22 protein-coding genes are annotated in these 23,481 nt (G+C 35.6%); 20 read left to right on the forward strand and 2 right to left on the reverse strand.

What is annotated here, in order from left to right; genetic code table 11:
* The first annotated feature begins 27 nt into the window (after window positions 1–27).
* From LGAS_RS04450 to LGAS_RS04465, 4 genes are all read left to right on the forward strand, one after another.
* Window positions 28–2,097, forward strand: coding sequence for a DUF262 domain-containing protein (locus LGAS_RS04450; protein WP_003647387.1), 2,070 nt, complete (start codon window positions 28–30; stop codon window positions 2,095–2,097).
* Between the two features lie 159 nt (window positions 2,098–2,256).
* Window positions 2,257–4,068 carry an FAD-binding protein gene (locus LGAS_RS04455; protein ID WP_003647386.1) on the forward strand — a complete coding sequence of 604 codons (1,812 nt, stop codon included), beginning with the start codon at window positions 2,257–2,259 and terminating at the stop codon, window positions 4,066–4,068.
* A gap of 368 nt (window positions 4,069–4,436) precedes the next feature.
* Window positions 4,437–5,126: a hypothetical protein gene (locus LGAS_RS04460; RefSeq protein WP_003647385.1), complete on the forward strand. Its 690-nt coding sequence runs from the start codon at window positions 4,437–4,439 to the stop codon at window positions 5,124–5,126.
* 267 nt (window positions 5,127–5,393) lie between these two features.
* Complete coding sequence (locus tag LGAS_RS04465; RefSeq protein WP_003647384.1) at window positions 5,394–5,969, forward strand: hypothetical protein; 576 nt, start codon at window positions 5,394–5,396, stop codon at window positions 5,967–5,969.
* 25 nt (window positions 5,970–5,994) lie between these two features.
* On the opposite strand, the gene LGAS_RS04470 is transcribed toward LGAS_RS04465, so the two are convergent.
* A complete protein-coding gene (locus LGAS_RS04470; protein WP_003647383.1) occupies window positions 5,995–6,885 on the reverse strand; it encodes a YitT family protein in 891 nt (296 codons plus the stop codon).
* A 55-nt stretch (window positions 6,886–6,940) separates the two neighbouring features.
* Between LGAS_RS04470 and LGAS_RS04475 the strand changes: the two genes are divergently transcribed.
* A complete protein-coding gene (locus LGAS_RS04475) occupies window positions 6,941–8,137 on the forward strand; it encodes a CCA tRNA nucleotidyltransferase (protein WP_003647382.1) in 1,197 nt (398 codons plus the stop codon).
* A 53-nt stretch (window positions 8,138–8,190) separates the two neighbouring features.
* Here the strand turns inward: LGAS_RS04475 and trhA are convergent, their stop codons facing one another.
* Window positions 8,191–8,856 (reverse strand): PAQR family membrane homeostasis protein TrhA, encoded by a 666-nt coding sequence (gene trhA / locus LGAS_RS04480; protein ID WP_003647381.1) that lies wholly within the window; start codon window positions 8,854–8,856, stop codon window positions 8,191–8,193.
* 141 nt (window positions 8,857–8,997) lie between these two features.
* Here trhA and LGAS_RS04485 point away from each other — a divergent pair, with 141 nt between their 5' ends.
* The 15 genes from LGAS_RS04485 to LGAS_RS04555 all read left to right on the forward strand — a co-directional run bounded on the left by LGAS_RS04485 (window position 8,998) and on the right by LGAS_RS04555 (window position 23,476).
* Window positions 8,998–9,855: a DegV family protein gene (locus LGAS_RS04485; protein ID WP_003647380.1), complete on the forward strand. Its 858-nt coding sequence runs from the start codon at window positions 8,998–9,000 to the stop codon at window positions 9,853–9,855.
* Complete coding sequence (locus LGAS_RS04490) at window positions 9,855–10,082, forward strand: YozE family protein (RefSeq protein ID WP_003647379.1); 228 nt, start codon at window positions 9,855–9,857, stop codon at window positions 10,080–10,082. Before LGAS_RS04485 ends, LGAS_RS04490 begins: the two co-directional genes overlap by 1 nt.
* A gap of 7 nt (window positions 10,083–10,089) precedes the next feature.
* Entirely contained in the window at window positions 10,090–11,538 is a 1,449-nt protein-coding gene (locus LGAS_RS04495; protein WP_003647378.1) for a S41 family peptidase, read from the forward strand.
* 2 nt (window positions 11,539–11,540) lie between these two features.
* A complete protein-coding gene (gene ylqF, locus LGAS_RS04500) occupies window positions 11,541–12,380 on the forward strand; it encodes a ribosome biogenesis GTPase YlqF (protein WP_003647377.1) in 840 nt (279 codons plus the stop codon).
* Window positions 12,377–13,129, forward strand: coding sequence for a ribonuclease HII (locus LGAS_RS04505; RefSeq protein ID WP_003647376.1), 753 nt, complete (start codon window positions 12,377–12,379; stop codon window positions 13,127–13,129). The genes ylqF and LGAS_RS04505 overlap by 4 nt, the downstream gene beginning before the upstream one ends.
* A gap of 51 nt (window positions 13,130–13,180) precedes the next feature.
* The gene (dprA, locus tag LGAS_RS04510) at window positions 13,181–14,026 is read left to right on the forward strand and encodes a DNA-processing protein DprA (protein ID WP_003647375.1); all 846 of its coding nucleotides are present in this window, start codon (window positions 13,181–13,183) and stop codon (window positions 14,024–14,026) included.
* Window positions 14,027–14,091: 65 nt separating this feature from the next.
* Entirely contained in the window at window positions 14,092–16,173 is a 2,082-nt protein-coding gene (gene topA, locus LGAS_RS04515) for a type I DNA topoisomerase (protein WP_003647374.1), read from the forward strand.
* Between the two features lie 97 nt (window positions 16,174–16,270).
* Window positions 16,271–17,587, forward strand: coding sequence for a methylenetetrahydrofolate--tRNA-(uracil(54)-C(5))-methyltransferase (FADH(2)-oxidizing) TrmFO (trmFO, locus tag LGAS_RS04520; RefSeq protein ID WP_003647373.1), 1,317 nt, complete (start codon window positions 16,271–16,273; stop codon window positions 17,585–17,587).
* A gap of 2 nt (window positions 17,588–17,589) precedes the next feature.
* Window positions 17,590–18,513 carry a tyrosine recombinase XerC gene (gene xerC / locus LGAS_RS04525; RefSeq protein WP_003654973.1) on the forward strand — a complete coding sequence of 308 codons (924 nt, stop codon included), beginning with the start codon at window positions 17,590–17,592 and terminating at the stop codon, window positions 18,511–18,513.
* Window positions 18,514–18,517: 4 nt separating this feature from the next.
* Window positions 18,518–19,042: an ATP-dependent protease subunit HslV gene (gene hslV / locus LGAS_RS04530; protein ID WP_003647372.1), complete on the forward strand. Its 525-nt coding sequence runs from the start codon at window positions 18,518–18,520 to the stop codon at window positions 19,040–19,042.
* Between the two features lie 10 nt (window positions 19,043–19,052).
* Window positions 19,053–20,447: an ATP-dependent protease ATPase subunit HslU gene (gene hslU, locus LGAS_RS04535; protein WP_003647371.1), complete on the forward strand. Its 1,395-nt coding sequence runs from the start codon at window positions 19,053–19,055 to the stop codon at window positions 20,445–20,447.
* Window positions 20,448–20,474: 27 nt separating this feature from the next.
* Window positions 20,475–21,362 (forward strand): aldose 1-epimerase family protein, encoded by an 888-nt coding sequence (locus LGAS_RS04540; protein WP_003647370.1) that lies wholly within the window; start codon window positions 20,475–20,477, stop codon window positions 21,360–21,362.
* A 58-nt stretch (window positions 21,363–21,420) separates the two neighbouring features.
* Window positions 21,421–22,023: a LysR substrate-binding domain-containing protein gene (locus LGAS_RS04545; RefSeq protein ID WP_003654965.1), complete on the forward strand. Its 603-nt coding sequence runs from the start codon at window positions 21,421–21,423 to the stop codon at window positions 22,021–22,023.
* 158 nt (window positions 22,024–22,181) lie between these two features.
* Window positions 22,182–22,745 (forward strand): metal-dependent hydrolase, encoded by a 564-nt coding sequence (locus LGAS_RS04550; protein ID WP_003647367.1) that lies wholly within the window; start codon window positions 22,182–22,184, stop codon window positions 22,743–22,745.
* A gap of 269 nt (window positions 22,746–23,014) precedes the next feature.
* A complete protein-coding gene (locus LGAS_RS04555; RefSeq protein WP_003647366.1) occupies window positions 23,015–23,476 on the forward strand; it encodes a hypothetical protein in 462 nt (153 codons plus the stop codon).
* The last annotated feature ends 5 nt before the right edge of the window (window positions 23,477–23,481 follow it).

Below are 23,481 nucleotides of genomic sequence, written 5' to 3' on the forward strand. Positions count from 1 at the left end.
TTATGTGAGTTAAAGGAGTAGGTATATATGAAAGCTGATACCTTTAATATCATTCAAAGATTATTTGATACATCGCAAATGATATTAAAAATCCCTGTATATCAACGAAATTACGATTGGACAGAAGGAAATGTTCGTAGATTATTAGAAGATGTTGAAAATGTCATCAAAAATAAGCAGCAATATTTTATAGGTGCCATTGTTTATATGGAATCAGACAATAATGATTTGGGAATGCCGGAATTTCTAATTATTGATGGGCAGCAACGCATTACGACATTGACAATACTTTTACAAGCATTAAAAGATCTATGTGTACAGAGTGATCAGCAAGTTTTGGAAATGATAGATTCTTTGCTAACAAATAAGTATTCATCAGATGAATATAAAATTAAACTAAAACCAATTAAGTCTGACAATATTCAGTATGAACGGCTATTGAATGGTAATTTAGATGATATGGATTATAATGGCCATATTTATAAAAATTATAAAATTGCAAAAAATATATTCTCAAATTGGATTAATAATGGTATTAAACCAATTGAAATTCTTCTAGCATTAAAGAAATTACAAGTAGTAGGAATTAGTCTTAAATCAGGAGAAGATGATCCCCAAATTATTTTTGAGAGTATCAATTCTACAGGGGTTGCTCTAACTAATACAGATTTAATTAGAAATTTCCTTTTAATGGGTGATCAAGATCAAGATAAACTCTTTGAAGAATATTGGCTTCCAATTGAAAATAAATTAAGAAAAAATAATAACAATGAAACTTTAGATTTGTTTTTCAGACAATATGTTATTACCAAGTCCAATTCAACTATTACAGAAAGAAAAGTTTATTCATCTTTTATAAATCTTTTTAGAGTAAATAATTTTACTCATGAGTCTCAGTTAAAAGAATTGAATATGTATGCTAATATTTATGCCACTTTTTTGTACCCGAATAATTCTAATTATAATGATAAAATAAAAGGGTATTTGCTAGATTTAAAACAACTTAAGCAATCTACATGCTATCCATTTTTAATGCATGTATTTAAAGATTATGAAAATAAGATTATTGATGAGGAAACTTTATCTAAAGTTTTATCTTTAATTACAATTTACTTAATAAGAAGATCAATTTGTAATGTTCCAACTAATTCCTTAAATACTTTATTTGCTTATCTTTATGTTCGTGTGTTTAAGGTTACTAATAATAAAAATAAATATTATGAGTCAATTAATAAATATTTGTTTAGTCAAAAGAATAAAGATGAAATTCCAAATGATGAAAATGTAAAGTATGCATTAGAACATGAAAATTTGTATCAAAATAAAGAATTATGTAGATTGTTAATGCTGGATATTGAAAATAATGACTTCAAAGAAAAAATTGATACTGATAATTTGACTATTGAACATATCATGCCACAAACATTAAGTAATAGTTGGAAACAGATTATTTCTGACGAAGAACATGATAAATATGTTCATACATTAGGAAACTTGTCTATTACAGGATATAATTCAGAATTATCTAATAAAAGCTTTAAAGAGAAAAAGAAATTAATCAAGGAGAATTCAAAAATTCAAATTTTAAATCAGGATGTGATAAATCAAGACAGTTGGACCATAAATAATATTAAGAAACGTGCAATACGATTAAGTAGAATTCTCTTAAATAAGTATTATTTATCGCGTATTACAGATCCGTCTATTGAATTTGAATTAGTAGATAAGCTTTCATTATCAGATCTTCAGAGAATTAAAGGTAGAAAGCCTGTGTCATTTACTTTACAAGGCGCAAATTATACGGCCAAAACTTTTAAACAATTATTAATAGAAGTAGTACAATTATTGGATCAAGATAATCCTAAAATTTTAGATAGTTTAATAGGTTTTCGATTTAGTGAAAGAGATATTTCTGTTCAAAATCCCCTCATTGGAAGGCTTCCATCTTCTAATCAATCTGGAATTAGTGAAATAAGAGATGGAATATACTTATATACTCATTTGTCAGCAGTAAATATTTTAAAAGAACTTAAACTATTATTTAAATTTTATAATATTTCAGAAAAAGATTTCACTATTTCCGTTAGAAAACAATAAGAACAATCAAGCTACTTTCCAAAACCACGGCAGGTAGCTTATTTTTACCCTAAATTAAATAACACAACCATAACTTAACACTGCTAATTATTATACAAAGTTCTTATCAAAGCCTATAATATTTCTTGTAAGCGATAACAAAAAGACGAGGAAATAAATATGGAACAAGAAACAAAAGCTCCAGTTATTGACTGGAAAGCAAATTATGATGTTGTTGTTTTAGGCTTTGGTGGAGCAGGTGCAACTGCTGCTAGATTTGCAGCTGACAATGGCGCTAAAGTATTAATTGCTGATGTTGCTCCTTACGGTCATGAAGGTGGTAACACTAGGTATTCTGCCCAGCTTCTTGGGACTGGAACCGACTATGACAAGTTAAAGGAATACTATCTTGGCTTAACGCGTCCGATGGATTTGCCAGAGGATATGGTTGAGACCTATGTTCGCGGAATGTGCAACATGCGGGAATATGTAAAGAAGTACTTGGGCGTTGAACCAGTTAGTTTTATCAATGACTTTAGCAAGATACCAAAGGAATACCGTGTTGGAGTTACTCAAGAATATCCTGAACTAAAGGGACATGAGACTTATGACTATACCTTGGTTCACAATGGTTGGTTCGACGCAGCACTTTGGAAACTTTTAAGACAAAAAATTCTAGACCGCAAAGACAAGATTGATGTCTGGTATGAGGCACGGGCTACCCACTTGATTCAAGATCCAGTTTCTAAAGTAATCAAGGGTGTTCAGATTGAAAAATTAGGCCAGAAGATCAATGTCTTGGCTAGACGAGGAGTCATTTTGACAACGGGCGGTTTTGAAAATAACAAGGAAATGATTCAAAACTACTTAGCTGCACCTAAACTTACTCCATTAGGTACTATTTACAATAAGGGTGACGGTATTTCGATGGCGCAAGAAGTCGGCGCTAAGATGTGGCACATGTATAATTACGAATCTCTTGGTTTACTGCATGGTTTATCATTTGATACACCAGAAGGCAAGAGATCTAAGTTAGTTCTCAGCTGGCCAGAGCTTAACCACGGTAGCGTCTTTATGGTGGCGGATGATGGTAAGCGGTACTTTAACGAAGCTGGTCCAAACCGTCACGGACACATTTTTGATCATGGTATTTGGCGCGTTCCACGTAGCCATGAGAAACCATATATTATTTTTGATCAAAAACAATATGAAACCATTGAAGCAGGGCAGATTCCATATGATAAATTTAATGAAAAATTGATTAAGGCTGATACGCTTGAAGAGCTAGCTGAAAAGACTGGTGTTGATGCAAACGGCTTAAAGGAACAAGTTGAGATGTTCAACCGTTTTGTAGAAAATGGTCACGATGATCAATTTGGTCGAGATGTTAAGTCAATGGCTAAATTTGCGGAAGATGGTCCATTTTATGCAATTAAGATGGCTTACAATGTTTTGAATACGCAGGGTGGACCGGAAAGAAACACTAAAGCTGAAATTCTGGATGTTAATGATAAGCCTATTCCGCACTTGTATGGTGCTGGTGAATTAGGTGGTATTAACGCAAACCAATATCAAGGCGGTGGTAACTTAGCTGAGTGTTTGATTTTTGGTAAGATTGCAGGCGAGCAAGCAGCTAATGTTACTGATGAGGTTACGGATGAAGCTTCTGACAAGTACAACGGCATTAATGAATTAGCAGATGGTGACAAGGTCAAGGACATTAAGCTTGATAAAGATCAATATATTGGCGAGTCTAATGCTGGTATTGGCGGCAAGCTTGTTGTACGCGTTACTTATGATAACGGGATTAAAAATGTCGAGATTGTACAGGATCACGAAAGTGAAGATGTCGGCAAGCAAGCACTAAAGGTCATTCCAGAGCGTATTGTTAAAGAAAATACTCCAGATGTTGATGCAGTTTCTGGTGCATCTGCTACAAGTCGGGCAATCAGCGAAGCCGTCCGCAAGGCCTTGAAGAATGTGAAGGAATAAAATAATTTACAACCGCAATGCGGTTGTAAAAACGGTCGAAAAGCTTTTCGACCGTTTTTTGTTGAGATGTCTAAAATAGATATGAGAGAATGGTATTATCAAAAAATGATTGAGGAGATGTAATGAAGAATAAAAAGATACCTAAAGTAGCTAGTATAATGATAGTTTCAACTTGTTAAGTTATTTTTGCCCCTAATCAAGTTGTTTTTGCTGATCAAAATGTCCAGCAGCAGAGTGAAAATGAAGAAGTAACTACACAAACTTTATATTGGCAATGCGTTGAACAAGATACTGGTAAGGTTTTAAAGATAATTAAGGCTGATACAGTAAAAGTAGTTAATGGAGTACCAGAGAAAAAATTCTTTTATATGGGACATTTGCCGGAAAAAATTGGTAAGCTCGAAATTGCAGGTAATCCATGGGGAGGACGCGACCTGGAAGTTGATCCGAATAATAAAAGTGGAGTTGTTTATCTTAAAGCTGGATATTGGGATGCAGAAGCTTTTAAAGAACGTTCAAAGAACAATTTTGGTTGGGGAGATCCAAGGCAACAAGGAATTATCAATACTACTTTGATGGAATATAAGGCTTATCATGGAACGCCTGATGGATATATAGCTCCAGGATATTACGATGATGATAATATGTTTCATGCAACAATGACAGTAGATGAGTGGATAAAGAAGAATCGTATGCCTTCAAGGGATGAGATGAAACGAAAAATGCAGTCTTCTATTGAAGATAGTGAGATAGAAGATAAAGATATTGATAGTGAAGATACAAATGGTGTAAGTTCTTCAAAAATAGAAAATTCAGGTACTTTTACAAGTAGTTCAAAATCTTCCAAGAGCAAAAGCAGCTATAAAAAATTAAAAATAGTTAATAAAAATGAAATCGATAAAGATAAGGCTGAAAAACATAGTCCTTGGATAATAGGTGGGCTTGCCGGAATAGTACTTGTTGGTGCAATGTTTTCATCCCTAAAAAATTTCGGCGAAAGATTTTTGGTGGAAAAGGACGGCATTCAAGATAAATTTTGCCTTATTTTTATCAATTAGTAGTTCTTTAACAATTTTACGCGCGCAATAAAAACGGTCGAAAAGCTTTTCGACCGTTTTTTAACCGCAAATAGATTGAAAAATAAATTTTTGCTTTTTGAAGTATAAAAACCTATTGATATCATAGGATTCTTATTTTAACTCTCGCAAGAGTTTAGTCGAAATGATTAAGTATATTCTAAAAATATATAAATAAGAAAAAGTTTGGAGTTAACTCCAAATCGCTACTTACATTTAGTAAATAAAATAGGATTTTAATAAAGCAATATGAAAGAAATAAATTTAGTCGGTGTCAATTTTTGGCTCGAAGCAGATAAAAGAAAAATAGATTTTAATGTTCTAGACGTAACTAGAAACGAGAATAGTAAACTTATTAATGAAGGATCACAGTATGTGATGGAAAAAGCATTAATAATTATTCCATCTCTCCCTGATATTTTTAAATATAATTATCTGTGCCTAAAAAACGATCAAGATATAATTGATAATTTTGATGAAGCGAATGGTGATGAATGGTTTGAGCGTGGAATATGGAATTGGAAAAATAAAGCTTGGGCGATAGGGATTCACCTTGGAACAAATGAAGATTGGTCCACCAATAGAATAGGAGTTGGTGAGGACGCAATAGCATCTTATTATGAAGTAGATAATAGATTAAAAGATAAATTATATTTTGAAATAATTTATAAAGATACGGATGAATATAGAGGGGCTAATGCAAAATATATTACCTATTTAGACAGTAAAATAGCTGATTCTAATTCTATACGTGAAGATAATTCGCTATTTTTTCCAATGAATGCGATGCATGAATTTATGCTTAAGTACAAAAAAAGGAACTAATCAAAACGACTAGTTTCTTTCCTAATTATCTTCTAAAGAAAATATGTCTCTTTTTTCTTTCGTAAGTAAAGCCTTGACCTAATGCTTCATGAACATCAACTACAGAAACAAAGGCATTGGGATCTTCACGCAAAATTAGTTCTTTGACTTGGCTAATTTCTCGAGGAGAAACTACACAATAAATCATTTTCTTATCGGAGCGATCATAGCCGCCTTCAGCATTTAAAAATGTATAGCCACGGTCTAGCTGCACATCAATCATCTTAGCAATTTGTTCATACTTATCAGAAATAATAAAGAGTCCGCGAGCTGCGTAAGCACCGGCTTGAATTGAGTCCGTGATCCGGGATAAAACAAAGCTAGCCAGTAAGGTGTAGATCATGTGCTTGATATCTAAGTAAGTTAAGGAAATTGTCAAAACAAATGCATCTAACGCAAGAAGCGACTTACCAACAGGTATACCTAATTTTAAATCTAATATCCTAGCAATAATGTCTGTTCCACCAGTGGTGCCGCCATATTTAAAGACAATTCCGATGCCAAAGCCAGAAAAAAGTCCTGCTAAGACACCGGCAATAAAAAGATCATGTTCTAAATTTAATTGGTTTATAATAGGAATGTGTAACCAAAATGATAAAAAGAAGGATAAACAAAGCGTACCCCAAATGGTCAAGGCAAGTAGCCGTTTGCCCATAAAACGATATCCGATTATAATTAAAGGGATATTTAGAAGTAACGTTGATAGACCAGGATTAATATGGAACCAATATCTAAGTAAAAGCGCAATACCACTTATTCCACCATCAGCTAGTTTGTTAGGGATGCTGATGGCATCTAAGCTAAAAGCATAAATACTACAACCAAGAGTGATAAAAAATAATTGCTTAAAGAGTTGTTTATTGAAAATCTTAGTCATGTTACTTCCTTCTTTCTTACAAAACTAAGGAATAAATAAGGGGAATAGGGAATATATGAAAATTACCAATTTACCGGAAGTTTTTACCGCCGCGCTTCCAGTTTTAAAACGAATTAATGAAGCGGGTTATGAGGCTTATTTTGTTGGAGGCAGTGTTAGAGACTTACTCTTAAATCGTCATATTCATGATGTTGATATAGCCACGAGTGCTTATCCGATGGAAATTAAGCAAATTTTCAAAAAGACAATTGATACGGGAATCAAGCATGGAACAGTGACAGTTCTTTATGAAGGTGAAAGTTATGAAATTACAACTTTTAGAACGGAATCAGGATACCAAGACTTCCGCAGGCCTGATCATGTGACTTTTGTGCAGAACTTGTCAGAAGACTTGAAGCGAAGAGACTTTACGATTAACGCTTTAGCTATGGGCGTTGATGGCAATGTCATTGATCACTTCGATGGCTTGGGCGACTTAGATAAGCATTTGATTCGCGCAGTTGGTAAAGCTGAGAATCGCTTCCACGAGGATGCCTTACGGATGATGCGGGCAGTTCGTTTTATGAGTCAACTGCAATTTACGCTTGAACCAGAAACTGAACGGGCAATTAGTGACAATCATGAACTGCTCAGTAAGATTTCTGTTGAGCGAATTCGCGACGAGTTTGTCAAAATGGGGATTGCCCCTGGTAGTCAAAAAGCCTTTCAGATCTTCTTAGACACCGGTTTATCTGAAGAAGTTCCGGGTTTTAAAGGTAAAAAAGATAATTTAGCTCTTTATCCTCAACTTAATTTTAGTCCTACTACTGAAGCTAATCTATGGGCTTTGATGATTATTTTACTAAAATTACCAAATGAAAAGATTCCTTCTTTTATGCGAATGTGGAAGAATTCTAATGCAATGGAGCGTCAAGTCGCTGATATAGTCACTTTCTTTGACTTGGTTAGTTCACGAGCTCCAAGTAACTATGATTTATATCAAGCAGGTTTAGAAACTATTGCTTCGACCATTGATTTAGCACATATTTTAGGTCAGCCAATTAACGGTAGTGCTTTAGTTGATCGTTATGAAGCTTTGCCAATTAAAAATAATCACGATTTAGTGATTGATGGACACTTTTTATTAAAAAATGGTGTTCCTGCTGGACCAAGAGTGGGACTTTTACTAGAAGAAATTAAAAAGGCAGTTCTTGAAGGAGTAATTAGCAACAACGAAGCAGCAATTACTGAATTTCTTTCTTTAAATAATTAAAATAGCTAGCAAAAAGGCGAGTAGTGAAACTAAAGATCACTACTTGCCTTTTTTTAAACGTAAAATAAAATTGAAAAATACATCAGGATTGATCCTAATAAAACAAACATATGCCAGATAACATGGATATAAGGAACTCCGCGCATTGAAAATAAAATGGCGCCGACAGTATAAGTAATTCCGCCCCAAACTAGGAGCCAAAAGCCAGTTGGCCCAAGAACTGGATAAAGGGTGCTAGAAGCAATAATTACAATCCAGCCCATTAATACGTACAAAATCGTATCTAAGACGACATGCTTTCCTTGGTTGAAAATATAAAACAAGATACCGAAAATTGCCAAAGCTAGAATAATACTAAACATTACCCATCCTTTAGCTCCGCCGATTGCAACAAGAGTATAGGGCGTATAAGTTCCAGTAATTAAAATGAAAATTGAAGAATGATCAAATATCTGGAAAACTCGTCTAGCCCTAGTAAAAATCAAACTGTGATAGAGCGTTGAAAAGAGATAGAGAATAATCAAGCTTGAGCCATAAAGAGTAAAGGCAGTTACTCTTACTGCACTTCCTGTATGGGCAGCTTTTACAATTAAAATTACTAATCCAGCTACTGCTAGGCAAAAACCAATTCCGTGAGTAATAGCACTAAAAATATTATTTAAAATGTTGTATGTTTTTGATCGATTTTTGGGCTCTTGCCACAATTGTTTAAAAGACATTCATTGATTCCGCCTTATATACTTTTATAATCTATTTAATAAATTTTAACTCATTTTTGTATTTTTGATATACTTGAGGTTGTACTTAATAAATTCTAACATAGAATAATAATTAAAGAAGAATAGGGGATAGGAGCTAGCATGGCTAAGATTAAAGTAGTAACTGATTCCTCAGTTCAATTAACTCCTGAAGAAATTGATAAATATGACATTACTGTGGTTCCATTAACCATTACCATTGATGGTCAAACTTATACAGATGGTGTTGACATTAGCCGCGAAGAATTTGTGAAAAAGATGGATACATCAAAAGAATTGCCTAAGACAAGTCAACCATCAATTGGAGTTTTTGAAAAAGTATTTAAGGATTTGACTGATGATGGCAGTCAAGTCGTCGGCATTTTTCTTGCTCGCTCTTTAAGTGGGACAATTGAAGCTGCTAGACAAGCTGCTGACTTAATTGGTAAGAGTAAAGAAGTAACTTTAATTGATTCTGACTTAACAGACCGCGCAGAAGCATACCAAGTATTAGCTGCAGCTAAAGATGCGCAAGAGGGTAAGAGTCTTGAAGAAATTGTTGCCCACGTTGAGCGACTTAAAGAGCAACAAAAACTCTATATGATGGTTGTTAACCTCAATAATTTAATTAAGGGGGGTCGTCTTGGCCCGCTTGCAGGTAAGATTGCTACCTTATTAAATATCAGAATTGAATTGCACATGCCTGGTGGTCATCTAGAAGTTGCTAAAAAAGGACGCGGTAAGAAGTTTTCTAAAAATTGCGATAAACGTGTTTTAAAAGATATTGAAGAACACAAGCATGAAATTAAAGAAGTAGCAATTTCTTATGTCGATACGCCTGAAGATATGAAAGTTTGGACTGAAAAGATTAAGGAGATCAATCCAGATATCAAAGTCTTAACCCGAGTAACTAGTCCGATTATTTCAACTCACGCAGGCAGCGGAGCATATGCAGTATTCTATACAATGGAGGACTATTAATGGCTTATCGTGAAAGCTTTTATCGCTTTTTAATGACGCAAAGAAATCCAGGATCAGCAGATGATATTGCTCAATTTGCTAATAATGCTCAACATGATAGTTCTTTTCCAAAACAAGAAGAAGACTATGAAAAATTATCAGACTATTTAGAATTAAATGCTGGCTATTTACCAAGCATGAGTGTTTTTGACAAGGCATATCAATTATATTTAGACAATATGAACTGAGGCTAATATGGCAGAAGTAGAACCCAATAATTCTCATCAAAAGAAGACTACAAAAAATAAAAAGAAACATCTTCCCAAATATGCTCAATTTTTGTTAACTGGTATAGCTGGTGCGGCAATTGGTGCAGGTTTGACCTTTGGAATTATGGAAGTTAAGGAATTAAAGTCGCCTTTTTATCAAGTTGAAAAAGTGTATGAGCAATTACAAGGTTCATATTATAAAAAAGTTTCATCGCAAACATTGCGCCAAGGGGCAATTAACGGGATGCTTGATAGTCTTAATGATCCCTTTTCAGAAGGATTAAGTGGTGCTAATCAAGAGCAAGTTAATAATATTTTAGAAGGCTCGACTTTTGGCGGAGTTGGTATTCAGATGGCAGTACGCAACAATAAAGTTGTTGTGGACTCTATTGTTGCCAATTCTCCAGCTTCAAAGAGTACTATTAAGCCTGGCGATGAGATTGTGGCTGTTGATAATAAAAAAGTCAGCGCGGCTCAGTTCACTAAAGTTGCCTCTTTAGTTAGGGGAAAGGTTGGCACCAAGGTAACACTGAAACTAAAGCGTGCTAATTCAACCTTTAGTGTTACTTTAAAGCGCGCTAAAATTTCACAATCGAGTCTAACTAAGCGCACAGAAGGTAATGCGACAATTATTACAATTACCCAGTTTGACGTGAATACTGCTAAAGACTTGAAGGTTGCTTTAAAGTCAATTAATACTAAAAAGTATCCTAAGTTAATTATTGATTTACAGGATAATCCGGGTGGCGAAATGAATGCGGCCTTAAAGTCGGCTTCTTATTTCTTGCCAAATAACAAGATTATTATGCAGTACAAGGATCGCAAAGAAAAAGAAGTGATTCGCTCTGATAAGAAACTTTCAGGAGGCTTTCATACTTCACTCAAGCCAATTATTTTGATTAATGGAAATACGGCTAGTGCGAGTGAAATATTTACAGCTGCTTTAGTGCAAAACCATTGCGGTGTCTCAGTTGGTCAGACAAGTTATGGTAAAGGAACTGTTCAACAAGTTGGACAAACTGAGGATTCAGAGTATAAATATACCGTTGCTAAATGGTTGACGCCAAATGGAACCTGGATCAATCAGAAGGGACTTAAACCAACTTATCCAGTTTCTGAATCGCCTTTAGCAAAATTGCCACAATTCCAAAGTATGAGTATTTTGAAAAGATCAATGACTGGTGTTGATGTTGCTACCTTGCAGCAATACTTAACTGCCTTAGGCTATTTACCAAAGCATGTTACTGGAGTTTTTGATGATGAAACCAAGAATGCTGTAATTAAATTTCAAAAAGAACATGACTTGACAACAGATGGTATAGTAAATGGGCAAGTACAAGCTCAACTTTATTTAGCAGTCGCTCAAAAATTGCAAGATGATAATCCTGCCTTAAAGAAAGCGTTGAGTTTAAATCTAAAGGATATGGAGGACTAAAAATGGCAACTATTCAGTGGTATCCAGGACATATGAATAAGGCTAAAAATCAACTTGAAGATAATTTAGATTTGATTGACGTCTTAATTGAAGTTTTAGATGCGCGCCTTCCAGTTTCTTCCCGTAATCCAATGATTGGACAGTTAACCAAGAAGAAACCTCATATTATTATCTTGAACAAGTCTGATTTGGCTGATCCAATTCAAACTAAAAAGTGGACTCGTTATTTTCAAGATGAAGGCAATTTTGTTATCTCAATGGATGCTCAGCATAATACCAATATGACGAGTTTGTTTAAGATTATTAAATTAGCTGGTAAGAAAAAGACAGAGAAGCTGATTGCAAAGGGTGCTTCTAACCCAATGATTCGTGTAGCAATTGCTGGAATTCCAAATTGCGGAAAATCAACGATTATCAATCGAATGGTTGGAAGAAATGCCGCAATCGTAGGAGATAAGCCAGGTGTAACGCGTGGACAAAGCTGGTTAAAGACCAAGACGAATGTTCAAATTTTAGATACACCCGGTATTTTGTGGCCCAAGTTTTCTGATCAAGAAGTAGGCTATAAGTTAGCAGCTTGTGGCGCAATTAAGGCCGATGTTTTCCATCCTGATGATGTTGCCTTATTTGTGATTGAATTTTTGAAGCAAAACTATAAAAAAGATCTTACCAAATTTGCCCAAGCAACAAATGAAGAGCTTGAAAATATGTCTAATCCGGATTTATTACTAGCTATGACTAACAAATATGGCATGCGGGATGATTATGATAAGTTTTCACTCTTTATGCTTCAACGTTTACGTAAAGGAAAATTGGGAAGGATTACGTTTGATCTTAGATGACCATTACTGAAATAAGAAACTTGCTTCAAGGAGAAGTAAGTAGTGAACAATTAGAAGAATTACGCGCTGATGAAAGAAAGGGCGTCCAAAAGCTCTTAATTAGCTATGAAAAAAGACAAGCTAAACGTGCGCAAGCAGTTGCCCAATTTCAAGATCGTTTTTCTTATGAGAAAAAATTTTGGCAAAAAAGTCAGCTCGTTGCTGGAGTAGATGAAGTAGGAAGAGGACCACTTGCTGGTCCTGTAGTTACAGCTGCTGTTATTTTGCCGCATAATTTTGATTTGATTGATGTTAACGATTCAAAGAAACTATCTCCTAAAAAAAGAAAGGAACTGTTTCCTAAAATTTTAGCCAAAGCAGTCAGCGTTAGCGTCGGTTTAGCTAATAATGATGTCATTGATCGGATTAATATTTATGAAGCTGACCGCCTGGCAATGGCGCATGCAGTTCAAGGCTTAAAAGTAAAGCCAGATGCTTTATTAGTTGATGCAATGAATGTGCCTTTAAATATTCCACAAGTTAAATTAATTCACGGGGATGCTAAGTCTAATTCAATTGCAGCTGCTAGTATTGTAGCCAAAGTTTTTCGTGACAATTTAATGGATGCTTATGGCGAGGTTTACCCAGAATACGACTTTAAGCATAATGCAGGATATGGAACGCGTGAGCACATGGAAGCTTTGAAAAAGTACGGTCCAACGCCAATTCACCGGCGATCTTTTGCACCAGTTAGCGAATACGAAAAATAAATAAAAAATAAACCTTCACTTTTGCGTACTTGATAGTGGAGGTTTTATTTTATGAATTTAAAAGAATTTTGCTTAAGATTAAAATTGCAACATGGCGTCGGTACTGCAACTTTGGGTAAAATAGCTGAAAATTTTACTGCTGGCGAAGAAGTAACAGTTGACAAAATAGAAAGTTTATCATTAAAATCAAATATCCAAAATCTTGTTTTAGCTGCGATGAAAAATGATAAGTTTAATTCTTGGATTGAGAGAATTGAATTACAGTGTGATGTAGTTACTATCTTTGATTCGATTTATCCAGACGAACTCCGTGAGATGTATAATGCGCCGACAATTCTTTTTGCTAGGGGAGATTTATCCTTGCTTAAAAAAGAAATTACGACTATAGTTGGCGCAAGACAGCCGACAAATTACAGCCGGTTTGTTTTAAAGCAGTTAATTCCGCAGCTAATAGAACAAGATTTTGTAATTGCTAGCGGTCTAGCTCGCGGAGTTGATGGAATTGTCCATCAAGAAACCTTAAAGAATCACGGTAAAACAATTGCTGTGGTTGGGAACGGGTTGAATCATTTTTATCCGCAAGAAAACAAGGAGCTGCAAGAAGAAATTGTGGCTAAAGGCTTATTAATTAGTGAATATTTGCCAGATACACCGCCGCGTCCTTATCGTTTTCCTGAACGAAATCGTATCCTGGCGGGTTTAAGTAAAAATATTATTGTCACTGAAGCTAGAAAAAGATCTGGTTCTTTAATAACTGCAAATATTGCTTTAGAAGAAAATCGAAATATTTTTGCAGTTCCTGGACCAGTCTCAAGTCCCTTGTCTGAAGGGCCTAACGAGCTAATTGCTGCTGGTGCATATCCACTAGTCAATGCCGATTTTAGAAACTTGCTTTAGTTGACAAGAGTGAAATTTTTGGTATTTTAGAATTTGGTAGAAATTGTGCAAGGAAGGGGCATTCTATGCCTACTAAACGAAAAAATAAAAAGAATTTAGTTATTGTCGAGTCTCCACATAAGGCTAAGACAATTGAAAAATATTTAGGTAGAAATTATCATGTTATTGCTTCAAAAGGTCATATTCGTGATTTACCCAAGTCCCAAATGGGTGTTGACGTCGAACACGATTATGAACCAAAGTATATTTCTATTCGCGGAAAAGGCGATACGATTAAAGAATTAAAGAGCGAAGCCAAAAAGGCAAAGTATGTTTATCTCGCTTCCGACCCCGATCGTGAAGGAGAAGCTATTGCCTGGCACGTTGCTCATGCTTTGAATTTAGATCCTAAAGAGCACAACCGTGTTGCTTTTAACGAAATTACTAAAGATGCGGTTAAAAATGCCTTTAAGAATCCAAGAACCATTGATATGGATATTGTAGATGCTCAACAAGCACGTCGTGTTCTTGACCGCTTGGTGGGTTATTCAATTAGTCCTATCTTGTGGCAAAAAGTTAAGAAAGGCTTATCCGCTGGACGTGTTCAATCAATTGCCTTGAAGTTAGTAATTGATCGTGAAAACGAAATTAAGAACTTTAAGCCAGAAGAATACTGGACAATTGATGCTGATTTTGAAAAAGGTAAGGAAAAGTTCAAGGGAGCCTTTTATGGCATTAAGGGTAAGAAACAAGACTTACCAAATAATGAAGCAGTTCAAGATATTTTAAAACAAATTGATAAACGTAAGAACTTTGAAGTTACCAAAGTAGTTAAAAAAGAAAGAAGACGTCAGCCTGCTGCGCCTTTTACTACCTCAACTATGCAGCAAGAAGCTAACAAGCGTTTAGGATATCGTACTCGTCGAACAATGAGAATTGCTCAATCTCTTTATGAAGGGGTTAACCTGGGTAAAGGATCAGTTGGTTTAATTACTTATATGCGTACTGATTCTAAACGTATTGCTAATGTTGCTAAGCATGAAGCTTCAAAATTCATCCATGAAGAATATGGTGCAAATTATGCAGCAATCAAGCCGCAACATTTTAAAAACGATGCTGATGCTCAAGATGCCCACGAAGCAATTCGTCCAACTTCAGCTTTCAGAACGCCAGCTTCAGTTAAAGAATATTTGACTACTGAAGAATATCGTCTCTACACCTTAATTTGGTCAAGATTTATTGCTAGTCAAATGACGCCAGCTGTTTACGATACAGTAAGAGCTGATATTGAACAAAATGACGTTACCTTTAGAACAACTGGTTCAAAACTTAAGTTTGCTGGTTTTACTAAGGTTTATGATAACCAAAAAGAAAAGAATAATGAATTACCTGAGTTAAATGAAGGCGATAAGGTTAAGCTTAAAAAGACCGATGATCGTCAGCACTTTACTCAGCCACCAGCAAGATATACTGAAGCCAGTTTAGTTAGAGCTCTTGAAGAAAATGGCGTTGGTCGTCCATCAACTTATGCACCAACAATTGATACGATTCAAAAACGTTATTACGTAAAACTTGAAGGAAGATCAATTGTACCGACTGAATTAGGTGAAATTGTCGATAAGTTAATCGAAGAATTCTTCCCAGATATTGTTAACGTCGATTTCACCGCTCAACTAGAAGATGATCTTGACGGCGTTGAAGTAGGAAAGAAGAACTGGATCAAAGTAGTAGATGAATACTACAAGCCATTTTCTAAAGAATTAGACAAGGCTGATCAACAAATTGAAAAAGTTCAAATTAAGGATGAACCAGCTGGTTTTAACTGCGACATTTGTGGTGCACCGATGGTAATTAAGATGGGACGTTATGGTAAGTTTTATGCTTGCTCGCGCTTCCCAGATTGCCGTAACACTAAGCCAATTGTTAAAAAGGTTGGCGTAACTTGTCCTAAGTGTGGTAAGGGAGAAGTTATTGAAAAGAAGTCTAAACGTAATCGTAAGTTCTATGGCTGCTCTCGTTATCCAGATTGTGACTTTGTATCTTGGGATCAACCAATTGGTCGTAATTGTCCAAATGATGGTCATTTCTTAGTTCAAAAGAAGAATAAGAAGGGCTTAGTTATTCTTTGCCCAAACGGCGATTATCGTGAAGAACCAGAAGAAAATTAAATTAGTATAAAAATCGATGATATCATTAAAACGAAAGCGGTTTAATGATATCATTTTTATATAGACTTGAAAGAGTCGAGCAGAAAGGAAAGATTGCATGGTAAAGAATGTAACTGTAATTGGCGGTGGCCTTGCAGGAAGTGAAGCTGCATGGCAATTAGCTAAGCGTGGCATTGAAGTAGAGTTATATGAAATGCGACCAAAGAAAACTACACCTGCTCATGAAACTGCTAATTTTGCCGAATTAGTATGTACTAATTCAATGAGATCTAACCAACTCTCAAACGCTGTTGGTTTGTTAAAAGAGGAAATGCGTCAGCTTGATTCTTTAATCATGAAAGCTGCTGATGAAACAGCTGTACCTGCTGGTGGAGCTCTAGCAGTTGATCGGGATAAGTTTAGTTCAGTGGTAACGCAAACTCTCAAAGACTTGCCAAATGTACATGTTCATGAAGAAGAGATTACTAAGATACCAAAAGATGGAATTACTATTATTGCGACTGGTCCACTTACTTCAGATACATTAGCAGAACAGATTAAGGATTTCTGTGGTACTGATTCACTTCATTTCTTTGATGCTGCGGCGCCAATTGTAGCTGCAAGCTCAATTGATCGCGACATTGTTTATAAGAAATCGCGCTATGACAAGGGTGAAGCAGCTTATTTGAACTGTCCAATGACTAAGGAAGAATTCTTTAATTTCTATAAAAACTTAGTCAGTGCAGAAACAGCTACTTTGCACGGCTTTGAAGATAAAAATGTCTTTGAAGGCTGCATGCCAATTGAAGTTATGGCTAAAAGAGGAGAAAAAACGATGCTCTTTGGACCACTTAAGCCTGTTGGCTTAGAAGATCCTAAGACCGGGAAAACTCCTTACGCAGTTGTGCAGTTGCGCCAAGATAATGCAGCAAGTACGATGTACAACATTGTTGGTTTCCAAACCCACCTGAAATATGGCGAGCAAAAGAGAGTCTTTTCAATGATTCCGGGTCTTGAGAATGCAAAATTTGTCCGTTATGGTAAAATGCATCGCAATACTTACATTGCTAGTCCAGAAGTTTTAAATGCAAATTATGAGGCTAGAAAACAAGCTGGTTTGTTTTTTGCGGGACAAATGACTGGAGTAGAGGGCTATGTAGAAAGTGCAGGTTCTGGACTAATTGCCGGAATTAATGCAGCTAGAGAAACCGTAGGCGAAGAAACATTAGTTTTCCCTAAGTCAACAGCCTTAGGCTCAATGGCTCATTACATCACAACTACTAGTGCTAAACACTTCCAGCCAATGAACGCATCTTATGCATTATTACCAAAATTAGATTATAAGGTTAGAAATAAACAGGAAAGACACTTGGAAATTTCTAAACGAGCATTGAAAGATCTTGAAACCTTTAAGGAAGAAAAGAAGCTTGATTAATAATGTCTAAAGAAAATGATAAGTTAATCAAACAATTTCAAGATTACTTGAACTATGAACGTAATTATAGTAAAAATACTGTAAGCTCTTACTTAAATGATCTAGATGAAGCAAAACAATTTTTTAAAGAAAATGGTGGCTTTGGCGGCTGGGATAAAGTTAAAAGTCGCGATGTCGAGATTTTCTTACAAAGTTTAGCTGCACAGAATAGGTCTAGAACAACCCAGGCACGTAAGATGTCGAGCTTGAGATCTTTTTATCGCTTTCTTGTTAAGCGAGAAGTGTTAGAAAATGATCCCATGCAGACAATTAGCTTAAGATTAGGAGAGAAGAAGCTACCACAGTTCTTCTATGAAAAAGAGATGCGACAAGTCTTTGATAGTCTTGCTGGTCATGATAAGTTGGTAGTGAGAAATCGCGCCATGTTTGAGCTTTTTTATGCGACAGGGATGCGGTTAAGTGAGATGGCATCTTTGAAGCTAGATCAGATTGATTTTGATTTAAAGATTATCTTAGTTCATGGGAAGGGTAATAAAGATCGCTATGTTCCTTTTGGAAAAGATGCACTTGATGCTTTAAGAGAATATCGTGATGATGTTCGGCTAGCTCTACTTGGTCAGAATGAAGATTTGGGCTATGTATTTTTGAATAATCGCGGTCAAAAATTAACTGGTCGCGGGATTGAATATATTATGCAACAAGTTTTCATTAAGGCTGGAGTTGGAGGAAAGGTTCATCCCCATATGCTTAGACACTCTTTTGCAACTGAAATGCTCAATAATGGGGCAGACCTGAGAAGTGTTCAGGAATTATTAGGGCATGAATCTTTATCTACGACGCAGATTTATACGCACGTTACGATGAAGCATTTACAAGCAGATTATCAAAAATTTTTCCCAAGAAAAGATAAGAAAGACGAGGCATAATAATATGACGACAATTTGTTCTGTTAGATACAACAATCAAACAGCCATCGCAGGCGATGGTCAAGTTACCTTAGGTGAAAAGGTAATTGCTAAGGCAACTGCAAAAAAAATCAGAAGAATTTACCACGATCAAGTAGTAATTGGTTTTGCCGGTGGTGTGGCAGATGCAGTTAGCTTACAAGATATGCTTGAAGGAAAGCTTGAAACTTATTCAGGTGATTTACGTAGAGCTGCTGTTGAAATGGCACAAAGCTGGAGAAAAGATCCAACTTTAGCTAAATTGCAGGCGATGGTAATTGCCTTTAATGACAAGGATTTATTATTGATTTCTGGTAATGGTGAAGTTCTTGAACCAGATGAAGATGTGGTAGCTATTGGTTCAGGTGGTAACTTTGCACAAGCAGCAGCAATTGCAATGACTCGCCACAGTAGCGGGATGAGCGCAAGTGAAATTGCCAAAGAAGCAGTTAAGATTGCTTCTGGAATTGATGTCTTTACTGATGACCACATTACTACTGATGAAATCTAGGTGAAATATTTTGACTGAAGAAAAAACTCCAAAACAAATTGTAGAATTACTTGATAAATATATTATTGGCCAAAATGAAGCTAAAAAGTCTGTTGCGGTAGCCTTATATAACCGTTACCGTCGTTTGCAACTACCTAAGCAAATGCAACAAGACATTACTCCCAAGAACATGTTAATGGCTGGTCCTACTGGCGTTGGTAAGACTGAAATTGCACGTCGCTTGGCTAAAATTGTTGACGCACCTTTTGTAAAAGTAGAAGCAACTAAGTTTACTGAAGTAGGTTATGTTGGACGTGACGTTGAGTCAATGGTTCGTGACTTAGTTGAAGAAGCAGTTCGCATGGAAGAAAAGGAACAATTCGATCGTGTTAAGTTGCAAGCAACTAAGAAAGCAAATAACCGTTTAGTTAAGTTAATTGTTCCAGGTATTAAGCGTGAAAACCGCGAAAATTCAATGCAGCAAATGATGCAGATGCTTTCTGGCAACTTCAACATGAATCAAGCTCAAGATAATGAAGAGGTAACTGACGATATTCGCAATGAACGTCTTAGCGTAGCTGATCAACTTAATAAGGGCTTACTTGAAAATCGTGAAGTAACAATTGAAGTTGAACAAGCACCTAAGGTTAACCCAATGGGCGACATGATGGGCCAAATGGGAATTGATATGTCGAGCTTGATGGGTGACTTAATGCCTAAGAAGACTGTTAAGCGTACTTTGAAGGTGTCAGATGCACGTGAAGTTTTAATTCAAGAAGAATCTAAGAAGTTAATTAATTACGATTCTCTCTACCAACGAGCAATAGAGCGTACTCAGCAAAATGGAATTATCTTTATCGATGAAATTGATAAGATTACTGCTGGTAACAAGAAGACTTCTGGAGAAGTTTCTCGTGAAGGTGTCCAAAGAGATATCTTGCCAATTGTTGAAGGCTCAACCGTTTCAACTAAGTACGGCCCTGTATCAACTGATCATATTCTCTTTATTGCAGCTGGTGCCTTTGCTGAAAGTAAGCCAAGTGATTTGATCCCAGAATTGCAAGGGCGTTTTCCAATCCGGGTTGAATTAAACGCCTTAACTCAAGAAGATTTTGTCAAGATCTTGAAGGATCCTCAAAATTCACTTTTGAAACAATATATTGCACTTCTTAAGGCTGATGGCATTAAGCTAGTCTTTACTCAAGAAGCAATTGATCGTATTGCTCAAATTGCCTTTGAAGTAAATCAAGGCACTGACAACATCGGTGCTCGTCGTTTAGCAACTATCTTAGAAAAGCTGCTCGAAGATGTGCTTTACGAGGGACCAGATATGAACATGGGCGAAATTACTATTACTCAAAAGTATGTTGACCAAAAATTGAGTGATATAATTATCAATAAGGACTTAACAAAATTTATTTTGTAATTTTAGTAGATAAAGAGAAGTTAAATTATGGATTATCAATTAAAAAATAATTTTTTAACGGTAACGCTTTCTGATCATGGTGCTGAAATTCAAAGCGTTAAAGATGTAAACAGTGGTCGAGAATATATCTGGCAAGCTGATCCTAAGATTTGGGGTCGTCATGCGCCAGTTTTGTTTCCTGTAGTTGGTCGCTTAAAGGGTGATCAATATACTTATGATGGTAAGACTTATCATATGGGACAACATGGTTTTGCAAGAGATTCGCAGTTTACTGTTGAAGAACAAGATGATAAGCACATTATTTTTCTTCTAACTTCTAATGAAGATACTAAAAAAATGTATCCATTTGATTTTGAGTTAAGAGTAACTTACAGCTTAGTTAATAACTTGTTATCAGAACATTTTACTGTAACTAATAAAGATACTAAGGAAATGATCTTTGGTATTGGTGGTCACCCTGGCTTTAATTTGCCAACTGATAATGGCTTGACTAAGAATGATTATTACTTCAAATTCGACCCGTCCATGGATCACGTGAAAATTCCATTGAAGGCACCTTACCTTGACTGGGATAATCGTTCATTGCTTGCAACAGACTCGTTGTTTGAAATTAGCGATGAGTTATTTAAAGATGATGCTTGGGTCTTTGAATTAAAGCAGCCTAATAAGATTTCTATTAGAACTGATAAGAGTGATTATCATATCAACGTTAAAATGGAAAATGCACCATTTGTTGGTTTATGGTCACAATATCCTAAGTCTGGTAATTACATTTGTATTGAACCATGGTGGGGTATTGCGGACACTTTAGATAGTGATGGTCAGTTAGAGCACAAGCGTGGAATGAATCACATTGCTCCAAATGAGGTTTGGGAGAATGGATTTACAATTGCTTTTCACGATAAGGCTAAGTAATTAAAGTTTTAAGACTTTGGTTGAGAAATCAAAGTCTTATTTTTATATAGGTGAAAAAATGAAAATCGGATATCTGAAGAATTTGGGTAGACATGAATTAGAGCAAGCGGCAGCTAAGTGGCAGGCTTTACATGAAAATGAAAAAGTCGAGTTAGAGCCAGTTGGTTTTGATGAAATCGAAACTAAGATTCAAGATGGCGAAGTAGATGCGGTCTTAGTTAATTCTAGAAATACCATTTATCAGACACTTGCAAGTTATGCAGTAAGTGATATTGCCTTACTTGCTTTAGTTCAGGCAGGTAATTTTAATAAGTATCAGCAAACTGTTGAATTAGGTGAGTTGAGAAATGTGCCATGTATTATAGTTGCTTCAGTAGCAGATGAGAAGAGCGAGTATCATTATCTAAAAGACATTTTGAGTATAAAGAACGATCTGATCGCAGTTGAAACTTTAGGTGAAGCCATTTTGATGGTTGAATCTGGGTCAGGTTACTTAATAATGAATGAAATGACAGCAAGTCACGTAGATGATGACCAGGTGCAGAAGCTGTTTTTGCTCAGGGATGGTAAGCAGTTGCGTGAAAAATACGTTTTGCTTGCTAAATCGGATGATTCACAAGTAGCAGAATTTAGTAAGATACTGCGAGAGAATATTAATTAAAGTAAAATAATTATGTAAAGTAGTTTAAAGTTAATCTTTAAAAAAACGTCCAGTGTAAAAAGCTGGACGTTTTTTCACACCTTGTGATATACAAGTTCCCATTCTATTGCGAAGTTTGGTACAATAGAATGTATGTTCTATAGAGAGGGTGAAAAGAAGTGCTAACAAAATCACATCGAATTTGTAGTATTGCAATCGTTGAGCTAAGTTTATTGTTAACTAATCGTTTGCTAATTGATCCAGTTAACAACATAATTATTCTAGCTGCAACTGCAATCGGCGCTTCTTTACCTGACATTGACGAATACAACAGTTCAGCAAGTAAGAAGTCAGTAATCAACTTCAGCCTTTTTCTTAGACATCGAGGGATTACTCATTCTTTTCTTGGCTGGGCCTTTTTTTCTGGTGGCTTATATTACTTAATGAATAAGTTCATTCCCATTCGAATCAATAATTTAACTTCGCAGAATTACTGGAGTGCACTTTGGTTTGGACTAGTAGTTGGCTATTTTTTGCATTTAATTCAAGATAGCTTCAGTAAGCAGGGAGTAGAGTGGTTAGCGCCGTTTTATAAGAAAAAGAAAAAATCTCCATTTCATTACAAAGTTGGTGGCTGTTTTGAAAAATTTTTGACTATCATGTCCTATTTAGCTGTCGTGACGATAACTTTTTACTGGATCTGGATTTCATTAACACCAGCGACGCAAGTCTTTTTGTTTTGAAAAGTCATTGACAACCTGTAAGATAAGTAGTGGGGGGAAGACTCCAAGAGAGGAGTCCTAGTATGTCCCAATTATTTGTAATAGCTGGTTTAATTAGTCTTTTGTCTGTTGCAATCGATCTTAAAAGTAAAGCTATTCCAGTTGAAAATGACACGGTCCACAAAGGACGATAATTGAAATTAAGTGACCAAGAGTTAAAATCGCTCTTGGTCATTTTTAGTTTAGCCAGTATACTGATAATAATAGAAACTTTTTAAAGGATACGAATAATGGATTCAAATAACTTGATTTTTGTAAAATTAGAGCACAAGCGATTGCTCTATAATCTGATTGCCGATGTTTTGCTTATTGTTGGAGCAATTTTAATCTTTAGACAGCCAGCTATGAGCTTGGTAGTTCAATTGCTAGGTTCTTTAATGATTATTGTTGCAACAATTTTTACAATTCTTTCTTTTAAGATCAGAAGCAGTAAGCAATATCGCGCTCTGTCATTATTAGTTAAAAACGAGCCGACCAGTCTTAAGGAAATTGTGAATTCGTTTGGCGCAGGGATGACTTTTTTAGCTCTGTTTATGGCTCTTAGCTTTATAGTAATAATAGTCATCTTCTTTTTCTTGCTTTGTCGATCATGGATTAAGGCGTTACTATTTTTTATTACTTTTGAAACGGTGATTGATCTAAAAAACTTTATGAATAATCTCACAAAATTGAAGGATGAAAGCATGATCTAAGCTTT

Origin of the sequence: Lactobacillus gasseri ATCC 33323 = JCM 1131 (assembly GCF_000014425.1) — a bacterium.
Taxonomy (GTDB): Bacteria; Bacillota; Bacilli; order Lactobacillales; family Lactobacillaceae; genus Lactobacillus; species Lactobacillus gasseri.